Source organism: Clostridium chrysemydis (assembly GCF_015234215.1).
Classification (GTDB): domain Bacteria; phylum Bacillota; class Clostridia; order Clostridiales; family Clostridiaceae; genus Clostridium; species Clostridium chrysemydis.
Genome location: NZ_JADEKP010000005.1, coordinates 86,234 through 97,639, shown reverse-complemented (window position 1 = coordinate 97,639; position 11,406 = coordinate 86,234). Strand labels below are relative to the sequence as shown.

Annotated in this window: 12 protein-coding genes; 10 read left to right on the top strand and 2 right to left on the bottom strand. The window is 30.7% G+C overall.

The window, feature by feature from the left end; genetic code table 11:
• Positions 1-95 precede the first annotated feature (95 nt).
• The 6 genes from INR60_RS13165 to INR60_RS13140 all read left to right on the top strand — a co-directional run bounded on the left by INR60_RS13165 (position 96) and on the right by INR60_RS13140 (position 7,118).
• Complete coding sequence (locus tag INR60_RS13165; RefSeq protein WP_194191968.1) at positions 96-1,094, top strand: LacI family DNA-binding transcriptional regulator; 999 nt, start codon at positions 96-98, stop codon at positions 1,092-1,094.
• A gap of 156 nt (positions 1,095-1,250) precedes the next feature.
• Positions 1,251-1,994: a DeoR/GlpR family DNA-binding transcription regulator gene (locus tag INR60_RS13160; RefSeq protein ID WP_194191967.1), complete on the top strand. Its 744-nt coding sequence runs from the start codon at positions 1,251-1,253 to the stop codon at positions 1,992-1,994.
• A complete protein-coding gene (pfkB, locus tag INR60_RS13155; RefSeq protein ID WP_194191966.1) occupies positions 1,995-2,906 on the top strand; it encodes a 1-phosphofructokinase in 912 nt (303 codons plus the stop codon).
• A gap of 11 nt (positions 2,907-2,917) precedes the next feature.
• On the top strand, positions 2,918-4,786 hold the full coding sequence (locus tag INR60_RS13150; protein WP_194191965.1) for a PTS fructose transporter subunit IIABC: 1,869 nt from the start codon (positions 2,918-2,920) through the stop codon (positions 4,784-4,786).
• A 132-nt stretch (positions 4,787-4,918) separates the two neighbouring features.
• A complete protein-coding gene (locus INR60_RS13145) occupies positions 4,919-6,271 on the top strand; it encodes an MATE family efflux transporter (protein ID WP_194191964.1) in 1,353 nt (450 codons plus the stop codon).
• Positions 6,272-6,428: 157 nt separating this feature from the next.
• Entirely contained in the window at positions 6,429-7,118 is a 690-nt protein-coding gene (locus tag INR60_RS13140; RefSeq protein WP_238480451.1) for a ferredoxin-like domain-containing protein, read from the top strand.
• Positions 7,119-7,171: 53 nt separating this feature from the next.
• On the opposite strand, the gene INR60_RS13135 is transcribed toward INR60_RS13140, so the two are convergent.
• Positions 7,172-7,438 (bottom strand): ATP cone domain-containing protein, encoded by a 267-nt coding sequence (locus INR60_RS13135; RefSeq protein WP_194191963.1) that lies wholly within the window; start codon positions 7,436-7,438, stop codon positions 7,172-7,174.
• Positions 7,439-7,521: 83 nt separating this feature from the next.
• A complete protein-coding gene (locus INR60_RS13130; RefSeq protein ID WP_194191962.1) occupies positions 7,522-7,707 on the bottom strand; it encodes a hypothetical protein in 186 nt (61 codons plus the stop codon).
• A gap of 124 nt (positions 7,708-7,831) precedes the next feature.
• On the opposite strand from INR60_RS13130, the gene INR60_RS13125 reads away from it, so the two are divergent.
• The 4 genes from INR60_RS13125 to INR60_RS13110 are packed head-to-tail and all read left to right on the top strand — an operon-like array spanning position 7,832 to position 11,367.
• Positions 7,832-8,407 carry a nucleoside recognition domain-containing protein gene (locus INR60_RS13125; protein WP_194191961.1) on the top strand — a complete coding sequence of 192 codons (576 nt, stop codon included), beginning with the start codon at positions 7,832-7,834 and terminating at the stop codon, positions 8,405-8,407.
• A gap of 12 nt (positions 8,408-8,419) precedes the next feature.
• The gene (locus tag INR60_RS13120; RefSeq protein ID WP_194191960.1) at positions 8,420-8,938 is read left to right on the top strand and encodes a spore maturation protein; all 519 of its coding nucleotides are present in this window, start codon (positions 8,420-8,422) and stop codon (positions 8,936-8,938) included.
• A 40-nt stretch (positions 8,939-8,978) separates the two neighbouring features.
• Entirely contained in the window at positions 8,979-9,722 is a 744-nt protein-coding gene (locus tag INR60_RS13115) for an ABC transporter ATP-binding protein (RefSeq protein WP_420797495.1), read from the top strand.
• Positions 9,712-11,367: a putative ABC transporter permease subunit gene (locus tag INR60_RS13110; RefSeq protein WP_194191958.1), complete on the top strand. Its 1,656-nt coding sequence runs from the start codon at positions 9,712-9,714 to the stop codon at positions 11,365-11,367. Before INR60_RS13115 ends, INR60_RS13110 begins: the two co-directional genes overlap by 11 nt.
• Positions 11,368-11,406 lie beyond the last annotated feature (39 nt).

Below are 11,406 nucleotides of genomic sequence, written 5' to 3'. Positions count from 1 at the left end.
AGGAAAACTACAATTAAAGAAGGGATTTTATTGTATTAGGTAGAATATATTAGTATAATAAAGTATCAAAATATTGATTAGGAGTGATAAAAGATATGGCTACTTCTATTAAAGACGTTGCAAAAGAAGCTGGAGTATCAATTGCTACTGTTTCTAGAGTACTAAATGATATAGATGTTGTAAACGAGGACACAAAAAAGAAGGTTCTTGATGCAATCAAAAAACTAGGGTACAGACCTAACATAGTTGCTAGAAGTTTAAAAACTCAAAGGACAAAAACAATTGGAATACTTATTCCAGACATATCAAGCCAGTTCTATCCTGAGATAGTTAGAGGCGCAGAAGACGTTTCTAACATATATGATTACAACATAATCTTAGGAAACTCAGACTTTGATATAGAAAAAGAAAAAGAGTACCTAAGAGTTATGAAAGAAAAGATGGTTGACGGAGTTATCTATATGAGTAGTTCTCTGCAAGAGGAAATTTTAGATTTAATAAACGAATTAGATTTAAGAACTATCCTTGTAGAAACAAAAGATAAAGAAGGAAAACTACCTAGCGTAACTATAGACAATATTGCAGCAGCAGTAGACGGAACAAATTATATGATTAACAAAGGTTTCAAAGATATAGCTTTTGTTGGTGTAGAAAGAGATGCTGTAAATGCTTGGGGAGACAGATTTAAAGGATACCAAAAAGCTATGGAAGAAGCTAACTTAACAGTTTCTGAAGAACTAGTATATACTTCAGATTTAAGAGTTAAGAGTGGCTACAAGGCAGCAGAGCAGTTTATAAAATCAGGTAAGAAATTTGATTCAGTAGTTTGTGCTACAGACGAACTTGCAATGGGTGTAATTAACGGATTAAGAGATAATGGAATTAAGGTTCCAGAAGATGTAAGCGTTATGGGATTCAATAATAACGTTTTAAGTGAGATATTCTATCCAAAACTATCTACAATATCACAACCAAGTTATGATATGGGATCAGTTGCAATGAGAATGCTTATAAAAATCTTAAATAAAAAAGAGTTAGATCAAGCACATTTCGTATTACCACACGGAGTAATTGAAAGAGATAGTGTAAAATAACCTTTAAATAAATCCTAAACTTTTTGTTTAGGATTTATTTTTTTACCCTTATGGTAAAATTTACTTGAAAGATTTTGAATATTTTTGAATGAAAACGATTGATTTTTGTTATGAAATAGATTACAATAAACTTGTAAAAGGTTTCAGGAGGTAAATATGTTAACAGAAAAGAGACATCAAATAATCATTAATCTATTAGAAGAAAAAGGTATAGTAAAGTTATTAGACTTAATGCAAAGCACAGACTCATCTGAATCTACCATTAGAAGAGATTTAACTTTTTTAGAAGCTCAAGGTATTTTAAGAAGGGTTCACGGTGGTGCAAAACTTGTAGAGAACAAAACAAAGGAACCAACATATAAAGAGAAAACTTTCAAAAACGTTCAAAGCAAAAAAGACATAGCAAAATATGCCTCAATGTTTATAGAAGATAATGATACAGTTTTTCTCGATGCTGGAACAAGTACTTATGAAATCATACCTTATTTAAAAGAAAAAAGTGTTTTTGTAGTGACAAATGGATTAAATCATATAGATGCACTTATTGAAAATAATATAGACTGTTATATGCTTGGAGGAAAGATCAAAAGTACAACCAAAGCAGTAACTGGAAGTGATGCTATTAAATCTTTAAACAAATTCTATTTTGATAAAGCCTTTTTAGGAACAAATGGAATAGATAAAGAGATGGGATTTACTACTCCAGATACAGATGAAGCGATCCTAAAAGAATTAGCAGTCAAAAAATCAAAGAGAGCATTTATATTAGCGGATCACAGTAAATTCAACTCAAAAACACTTGTTAAATTTGCAGAATTAGACGAAGCAATAATTATAACAGATAGTAGAAGCAATATAGAAGATATAAAAGATATTACAGAAATAAAGGTGGCGGAATAAATGATATATACATTAACTTTAAATCCTTCAATAGACTACATAGTAGATGTAGATAATCTAACGCTAGGACTTGTAAATAGAACAAAAACTGATTTAAAATTCCCTGGGGGAAAAGGTATAAACGTATCTACAGTTCTTGCGAATTTAGGAACAGAAAATATAGCACTTGGATACTTAGGTGGGTTTACAGGTAAATTCATAGAGGATACTTTAAAAATTAGAAATATAAAAACTGACTTTATAAAAGTTAAAGACGATAGCAGAATTAATGTAAAAATTAAATCAAACAAAGAAACTGAAATAAACGGGGAAGGTCCTAGTATTTCAAAAGAAGAGCTAGATTCTTTAATGAAAAAGTTAGGTGAATTAAAGACTGGAGATATATTAGTTCTTGCAGGAAGTATTCAAAAATCATTACCTAGTGATTTATATCTTAAGATACAAGAAAAGGTAGTTACAAAGGGAGTTAAAGTTGTTGTAGATACATCAGGAAAGGCACTTTTAGAAGCTATAAAATTAAAGCCTTTTTTAATAAAGCCTAACAACCACGAAATAGAAGAAGTGTTTGATGTAAAAATAAATTCAGAAGACGAGCTTATAGAGTATGGCAAAAAGTTAGTTTCACTTGGAGCTCAAAACGTAATAATATCTATGGCTAAAGATGGTGCAATTCTTATTTCAAAAGATGGAATATATAAAGGAAATGCACCTAAAGGAGAAGTTAAAAATTCAGTTGGTGCTGGTGATTCTTTAGTTGGAGGATTTTTATCTAAGTTTAATGAAACAGGTGATATAAAAGAATCCTTTAAATACGGAATAGCATCAGGAAGTGCAAGTGCATTTTCAATGGAGCTTTGCAAAAAAGAAGAAGTATTAAATTTATTAAACATTATAAATATTAAAAAGCTATAGGAGGAACACTAATGAAAATATCGGAATTATTAAGTAAAGATACTATAAGATTAGATCTAAAAGCTAAAAATAAAAATGAAGTTATCAATGGATTAGTAGATGTATTAAACGATGCAGGAAAACTATTTGACAAAGAAACTTACAAAAAAGAAATCCTAGCTAGAGAAAACCTATCATCAACAGGTATTGGTGAAGGGATAGCGATTCCTCACGCTAAAACAAATGCGGTACATTCTGCTGCGCTTGCTATGGGAATTATAAGATCTGGTGTAGATTACGATTCATTAGACGGTGCCCCTGTAGATATAGCTTTTATGATAGCAGCTCCAGAAGGAGCAAATAATGAGCATTTAGAAACTCTTTCAAGACTGTCAGTATTACTTATGGACCCTAACTTTAAAAAAGGTTTATTAAGTGCAAAATCAGAAAAGGAAGTTTTAGATTTAATAGATAAATTTGAGAAAAAAGATGAAGATAGTTTAGAAGAAAAAGATGAAACTAATGAAAATAATAAATATGTTATAGCTGTAACGGCTTGTCCTACAGGAATCGCTCACACTTATATGGCAGCAGATGCTCTTAAAAAGAAAGGCGAAGAGATGGGCGTTACAGTAAAGGTTGAAACAAACGGATCAACTGGAGTTAAAAATGCTATAACAAAAGAAGATATAGATAGAGCTGACGGAATAATAGTAGCAGCGGATAAGCAAGTTGAAACAGCTAGATTTAATGGGAAAAAAGTTATATTTGTTCCTGTAGTTCAAGCTATGAAAAAACCAGAAGAATTAATAAATAAAGCTATAAACGGAGAAGCAAAAGTTTATAATAATGAAGGCGGCTCTAAAGGAACAGAAAAAACTGAAAGAACTGGAGTTTATAAGCACTTAATGAATGGTGTTTCAAATATGTTACCATTTGTTGTTGGTGGAGGTATATTAATCGCTATATCATTTATGTTTGGTATACATTCAGCTGACCCAAACAGTGAGCAATATAACGCTTTTGCACACCTTATAAACCAAATTGGAGGAGGAAATGCATTCTTCTTAATGATTCCTGTACTTGCAGGATTTATAGGACAAAGTATTGCAGACAGACCAGGTTTTGCACCAGCTATGGTAGGTGGACTTATAGCAGCAAATAGCGGAGCTGGTTTCTTAGGGGGCTTAATTGCAGGTTTCCTTGGTGGTTATATAGTATTAGGACTTAAAAAGGTATTTACTTTCTTACCTAATTCACTAGAAGGATTAAAACCAATCCTTATATATCCTCTACTTGGTATATTCTTAACAGGCGCTGTTATGTACACTGTAGTAGTTGGACCTGTAGCTAGTATTATGATTTGGGTTCAAGATTTCTTAAATTCAATGGGAACTACAAACTTAGTATTACTTGGAGTAGTACTTGGTGGAATGATGGCTATAGATATGGGTGGTCCTATAAATAAAACAGCATATACTTTTGGTATTGCAATGTTAGCATCAAAAAACTACTTCCCACAAGCTGCTATAATGGCTGGGGGAATGGTACCACCTCTTGCAACAGCATTAGCTACAACATTCTTTAAAAATAAATTTACTAAAGATGAAAGAAATGCTGGTAAAACAAACTATGTTTTAGGTTTATCATTTATAACAGAAGGTGCGATACCTTTTGCAGCAGCAGACCCTATAAGAGTAATACCAGCTTGCGTGGTAGGTTCAGCAGTAGCTGGAGGGTTATCAATGTTATTTAAAATTGGATTACCTGCACCACACGGCGGAATATTCGTATTCCCAATAGTAGAAGGAAATCCATTCCTTTACTTATTAGCAGTAGTAGTTGGAGCTATTATAGCAGCAGCTATTATGGGATTTACAAAGAAGAAAATAGAAGCTTAAACTTTTAAAAGCTACATCAAAAATTTTGATGTAGCTTTTTTTGACTTTTTTGTAGTTTTTTATTAATTGCTGATATGATATAGTAATATAGAACATTTAGGGGGAAAATTCAAAAAAGGGAGAGGTGAGCTAATGAATAAGCAGACGAGACTTGGTGAAGAGAAGATAGGGAAATTACTTAGAGTTTTCTCAATACCAGCCATAGCTGGGATGGTAGTAAACATGCTATATAATATTATAGATAGGATGTACATAGGACATATTCCAAAGGTAGGAAATCTTGCAATTACTGGAGTTGGAATTACTATGCCTATTATGACTATAATATTAGGTTTTGGTATGCTAGTTGGATTAGGTACAGCTGCAAGAGTATCTATAAAACTTGGTCAGCATGATAAAGAAGCTGCAGAAAGGCATTTAGGAAATGCATTTACTTTAATTATAATAATCAGTGTTATAATAACGATTTTAGGACTTATATTTATGGATCCATTACTTACTGTTTTTGGAGCTAGTGAAAATACTATTGGATTCGCTAAAGATTATATGAATGTAATATTTATAGGAACTATAGTTAATATGCTTAGCTTTGGATTAAATCATTCTATTAGAAGTGACGGTAATCCTACTGTAGCTATGCTTTCAATGTTAATTGGAGCAATATTAAATATTATATTAGACCCTATATTTATATTTGGATTAGATATGGGAGTTAAAGGTGGAGCTATTGCGACAGTAATATCACAAGTAGTAACAACTGTTTGGATTCTTTATTATTTTACAAAGGGTAAAAGTATAATAAAGCTTAAAAAAGAATACTTTAAATTAGATAAACTAACTGTTTTAAGCATATTCTCAATAGGGATGAGCCCTTGCAGTATGCAAATTGCAGCAAGTGCTGTACAAGTTATAGCAAATAATACATTAAAACATCACGGTGGAGATTTAGCTATAGGTGCTATGACTATAGTATCTAGTGTAAGCTTGATTTTCCTTATGCCTATATTTGGTTTAAATCAAGGTTCGCAACCTATAATAGGTTACAACTACGGAGCTAAACAGTATCATAGGGTTAAGGAAACTGTTAAATACGCATCTATAATAGCAACTATAATAGTTGTGATAGGTTGGTGCACAATTCAATTTATACCACATGTTTTAATTGGAATGTTTAATAAAGACCCGGAACTTGTAGGAATTGCAACAAACGGACTTAGAATTTATTTATTTATGTTACCTGTTATAGGTTTCCAAATAATAAGTTCAAACTATTTCCAAGCTATAGGTAAAGCTAAGATATCTATGTTCTTAAGTTTATTAAGACAAGTTATTTTATTAATACCATTGATGCTAATATTACCTAAGTTCTTAGAACTTGATGGAGTTTGGTTATCAGGTGCTATAAGTGATTTCTTATCAGCAGTTATAACAGGAATAATATTCTACGCATCAGTTAGAAAGTTAAAAGAACCAGAAGATTTATAAAATGATTAAAAACAGGCTAAGATTTCTTAGTCTGTTTTTTATATTAAAATAGAATTTAAGAAAGTAACTTAAGTTACGAGTAAAATTAAAGCTTTAATATATAATATTAAGTATATAATAATAGTATCGGTCTATATAGGTTAAAGGAGGGGAGATAATGAGTGAGAATAATTCACCAAAGATTCCGATTATGGTAAGTGGAACTCATTATGGAAATTTGCAAAAAATAAGAGACGGAAAAAGAACTTTTGGAATAACGCCACACATACCAGGTGGCTTTATCAGTATAGAAAATTTAGAAAAAATAACAAGTGTAGCTAAAAAATATAACGGTGTTATAAAGATAACTTCAGGTCAAAGACTTCTTATAACAAATCTTAATGGCGAGGATTTACCTAAGATTTGGGAAGAACTTGGGATGGAACCTGCAGTAAAAAAACAAAACTCTGTTAAAAATGTAGAGATGTGTCCTGCTGGTTTTTGTAAGAGGATGAAGCTAAACACTATAGGTATAGGAATGAAATTATCTAAAAAGTATCAGTGGATGGAAGTTCCTTGCAGAACTAAGATAGGTGTAGCTGGGTGTAGAAATGCTTGCGGAAGCGCATATTCTAAAGATATTGGAGTTATAGCGGATAAAGAAGGTATAAGAGTAACTGCTGGAGGTTCAGCTGGATATACTCAAAGAGCTTCAGACCTTATAGCTACTAATTTATCAGAAGAAGAAACTTTAAAGCTTGTAGATAATATTTTTAAAGTATATATAGCAAACGGAAATCCAGGGGAAAAGCTTGGAGACTATATAGATAGAGTAGGAATAGAAGAATTTAAAAAAATGGTTCTATAAAAAAAATCCCATAGGATAGAGAAGCTAAATTCTCTATCCTATGGGATTTTTAATTATCTAACGTCAATATAAGCAGCTGCTACTTTTTTAAAGCCGTTATCTATTAAAGTTTCAAACACTAAAAGTCTAACTTCTAGACTTGATGGAATTCTACTTTCATTACAGATAAAGTTTATTCCGTCTTTAACTGATGATGTTAGAATTGATAAATCACTTTCAGTAAGTGAAAAGTTTGCATCTTTTGCAGCACTTAAAATACTTTGGTGAATTTTATTTTCTTCAAAATTGACTATTTTACCATCTCTTTTAATAATTTTCATAAAATACCCTCCTTATTATAAATAAAGCAATTTTTATTTATGAAAAAAGAAACTTAAAAGTAAGTTTCTTTTAATTCTAAAAATTATAGTATTCCCTCAGTTTTAAGAATATCTTCAAGCTTTTGAAGTTTCTCGTTTAGAGATATGAATTTTTCTTTTATATCGTCTTTTGATATTTCTTCGTTGTCTAATCCAGTTTCTAAATCTTCAACAGTTTTTAAAGCTTCTTCTATATCTTGTTGTGCTAATTTAAGGTTTGATTCGTTCATGTTTTTTTCTCCTTTTGAATACCATCTATTTAACTTAAGTTTATATAATTATCCTATCACTACTAAAAGACCAGTGCAAGGCATATATTTAATTGTTAACAGTACTTATTTTATGGAGGTTTTAATGATTAATTATATTTGGTTTTTTATGATTTTTTTGGGAATTATAGTTGCCTTATTTACTGGTAATGCAGATAAAATAACAGAAGCTATAGTTAATGGAAGTGATGGAACTGTTAAATTTATTATAGGTTTAGTTGGAATAATGTGCTTTTGGAGCGGTGTTATGAAAGTTGCTGAAAAGAGTGGATTTACAGGAAAGATAGCTATAGTTTTACGACCTATTTTAAAAAGATTATTTAAAGATGCAGCTAAAGATGAAAAAGCACTTGGGGCTATAGTTATGAACATAACTGCAAATATGATGGGTCTTTCAAATGCAGCAACACCTTTTGGAATAAAGGCTATGGAAGAGATGGATAGATTAAATAAAGAAAAAGGAACAGCTTCAAATGATATGGCTTTATTTTTAGTTTTAAATGCTGCCTGTATTCAGCTAGTTCCAACTACTATAATTTCTATAAGAACTGCAGCAGGGTCAAGTAATCCAGGACTTATAATTTTACCTGCAATTATAACAACAGGGATAGCTGCTATAGTTGGAGTTATTTGTTGTAAAGTTATGCAAAGGCATTTTTAAGGGGGAAGATTTATGGAGTACTTTACTAAAAGTGTTATACCTTTTATAGTTTTAATAATTTTAGGCTACGGGATGATAAAAGGAAGAAAGGTATACGAATGGTTTATGGAAGGTGCAAAAGAAGGCCTTCAAACTTGCCTTAGAATTTTTCCTTGCCTTTTAGCTATGCTAGTTGCGGTTCAAATATTTAAAGGCGCAGATCTTTTAGATATGATAAATAGAATATTAGCTCCAGTTTCAGGTTTTATAGGGCTTCCAGAGGAGATAGTGCCTTTAGTTTTACTTAAGCCAATCTCAGGGAGCGGCGCTATAGGGATGTTTACTGAAATAATAAATACTTACGGGGCAGATTCTTTTATTGGAATATTAGCATCTGTAATTATGGGAACTACAGAAACTATATTTTATACTATAACTGTTTATTTCGGAGCAGTAGGAATAAAAAAGATAAGGCATACTTTGTGGGGAGCAGTTATGGCAGACGTTACAGCTGTTTTAGTAGCTATATTCATAGTTGGACTTATAATATAAAATCATATCCTATAATATGTAAAATATGTTAAAATATATTATGGGGGTGGGTTTATTGATAAAAATAGATGGAGTAACAAAAATATATAATAAAACATATAAAGCAGTTGATAACTTAAATTTAGAAATAAAAGATGGAGAGATTTTTGGAATTTTAGGACCAAATGGTGCAGGAAAAACAACTACTATTAAGATGATAACTGGAATTTCAGAAATAACTAAAGGAAATATAAGTATAAATGGAATAGACATATCAAAAGAAGGGGTAAAAGCTAAAGAACAATTCGGATACGTTCCAGATAGCCCTGATATGTTTTTGAAATTTACGGGACTTGAATATATTAATTTTATGGCTGATGTATACTTTGTATCTTCAGAAGATAGGAAAAAAAGAATAGAGGATTTATCAAAAAGATTTTCTATGGAAAATGCATTAGGGGATAAGATTCAAAGTTATTCTCACGGTATGAGACAAAAAATAATTATTATGGGTGTATTAATTCATGAGCCAAAGGTTTGGATCTTAGATGAACCTTTAACTGGACTTGATCCTAAGTCAGCATTTTTATTAAAGGAAATGATGAGAGAACACGCAGACAAAGGAAATACAGTAGTATTTTCAACTCACGTTTTAGAAGTTGCAGAAAAATTATGTGATAGAGTATGTGTTATTAGAAAAGGAAAGCTTGCTTTTTTAGGGACTTTAGAAAGTATGAGGGAGGAATCTAAGGAAAATGACTCTTTAGAGAAAATGTTCTTAGAGATGACAGAAGATGAGAAGTAGGCTTTTTATATGTTTAAAGTTTTTCTTTAAAAATAGCTTAAAGGAGCTATTTAATTTTGGTAGTAACCCTTTAGTTGGGGTAGGGCTTTGCGTTTTAGTTTGCTTTCTTTTAAACTTACCATTAGTTTTATTGGTTAATGGTTTGTTTAAGGCGTATGAATCTTTAAATCAAGTTGGAAGCTTAATATCATTGCTATTATTTATAGGCGCTTCTTCAACTTTTATTATGGGGATATATACTGTCTTTAATAATTTCTTCTTTTCAAACGATGTAGATTATTTGATGCCATTGCCTTTTAAGCCAGGAGAAATAATGCTAGGTAAGTTTGTATCTACTTTTATTGTTTTATATTTTTATGCAGCAATAATAATATTACCATTACTTCAAATAGGAGATATGGCAGGGTATAGCAGTGGATATTTTATAATGGTATTTGTAGTTATAATATTTTTACCTATACTACCTTTAGGGTATTGCATACTCATTTCATTATTACTTATGAGGCTAACAAACGTTAGTAAAAATAAAGATGTATTTAAAATAATCGGCGGAGTTTTAGGGCTTGCCTTTGTAGTTTTAATAAATAGAGTAACATCAAATTCTTCTTTTAGTGAAGCTGAGATGGTAGAAATGCTAACTAAAGAAAATGGGATGATGGATGTTTTAAACGGAGCATTTATAACTAATAAATTTGCAGCAGAAGGATTAGTTTCAGTTGGAAATTCAGGAAGCTTTAGCAGCATTTTAATATATGTAATGATATCTATTTTAATTATTGCTTTTGTTTATTTTTTAGGACAATTTTTCTATAAAAAAGCTATTATGGGTTCTTCTGAAACATTTAGTAAAAAAGAAAATATACTTAAAAACAAAAAGGTTAAGCTAGAAAAAGAATCACCTTTAAAAGCTTTAATAAAGAGAGATTTAATTATAATATTTAGAACACCTTCATTTTTCTTAAACTGTGTAGTTATGCTTATATATTTTCCAGCTATAATATTTGTAACAAGTTCTACAGGAAATCTTGTAGATATAGGAGGAGAAGCTTTATCAAACCCTGGGTTTGTAGATTTTTATTTACCTATGGTAGTAATGCTTCCTTCTATGATATTTATGACTGGATTTGGACTTGCAGCGCCAAACGCATTAAGCAGGGAAGGAAAAAATGTAATAATATCTAAATATATACCAGTAGATTATAAGGTTCAATATAAGGCTAAAGTTATATCCTCTTTAATTATAAATATGTTAGGAGTAATTATTTCTATAGCTTTTCTTATATACTTAAAGATGCCTTTTAAAACAATAGTTTTAGGAGGGATAATATCATTTTTATCTGTTTTAGTAATAACTCTTTTTGGGGTTTATATGGATTATAGTAATCCTAAACTAGATTGGACAGATGAAAAGCAGTGCGGTGATGGAGGAATCAAACACCTTATAAACTTTGTTTTGTTAATAATACTTGGTTTGATTTTAGGTGGAAGCGGTTATGTAATAGGAAAGAGTACTGAGTTTAGCATAAATACAGCAGCGATTGTAGTGTTTGCACTAAATGTAATTGTATTAATAAGTATAGCTCTAGCTCTTTATAAGATGAGTTTAAATAGTGTATTTAACACTTATAAAGAACATGAAATATAAAAGGATGCTTTGCACTAAAATATAGTGCAAAGCATCCTT

What these genes read in the sequence shown, in the direction of transcription:
- INR60_RS13165 (WP_194191968.1), top strand. Translation starts at nt 96, where the DNA reads ATGGCTACTTCTATTAAAGACGTTGCAAAAGAAGCTGGAGTATCAATT.
- INR60_RS13160 (WP_194191967.1), top strand. Translation starts at nt 1,251, where the DNA reads ATGTTAACAGAAAAGAGACATCAAATAATCATTAATCTATTAGAAGAA.
- pfkB (WP_194191966.1), top strand. Translation starts at nt 1,995, where the DNA reads ATGATATATACATTAACTTTAAATCCTTCAATAGACTACATAGTAGAT.
- INR60_RS13150 (WP_194191965.1), top strand. Translation starts at nt 2,918, where the DNA reads ATGAAAATATCGGAATTATTAAGTAAAGATACTATAAGATTAGATCTA.
- INR60_RS13145 (WP_194191964.1), top strand. Translation starts at nt 4,919, where the DNA reads ATGAATAAGCAGACGAGACTTGGTGAAGAGAAGATAGGGAAATTACTT.
- INR60_RS13140 (WP_238480451.1), top strand. Translation starts at nt 6,429, where the DNA reads ATGAGTGAGAATAATTCACCAAAGATTCCGATTATGGTAAGTGGAACT.
- INR60_RS13135 (WP_194191963.1), bottom strand. Translation starts at nt 7,438, where the DNA reads ATGAAAATTATTAAAAGAGATGGTAAAATAGTCAATTTTGAAGAAAAT.
- INR60_RS13130 (WP_194191962.1), bottom strand. Translation starts at nt 7,707, where the DNA reads ATGAACGAATCAAACCTTAAATTAGCACAACAAGATATAGAAGAAGCT.
- INR60_RS13125 (WP_194191961.1), top strand. Translation starts at nt 7,832, where the DNA reads ATGATTAATTATATTTGGTTTTTTATGATTTTTTTGGGAATTATAGTT.
- INR60_RS13120 (WP_194191960.1), top strand. Translation starts at nt 8,420, where the DNA reads ATGGAGTACTTTACTAAAAGTGTTATACCTTTTATAGTTTTAATAATT.
- INR60_RS13115 (WP_420797495.1), top strand. Translation starts at nt 8,979, where the DNA reads ATGGGGGTGGGTTTATTGATAAAAATAGATGGAGTAACAAAAATATAT.
- INR60_RS13110 (WP_194191958.1), top strand. Translation starts at nt 9,712, where the DNA reads ATGAGAAGTAGGCTTTTTATATGTTTAAAGTTTTTCTTTAAAAATAGC.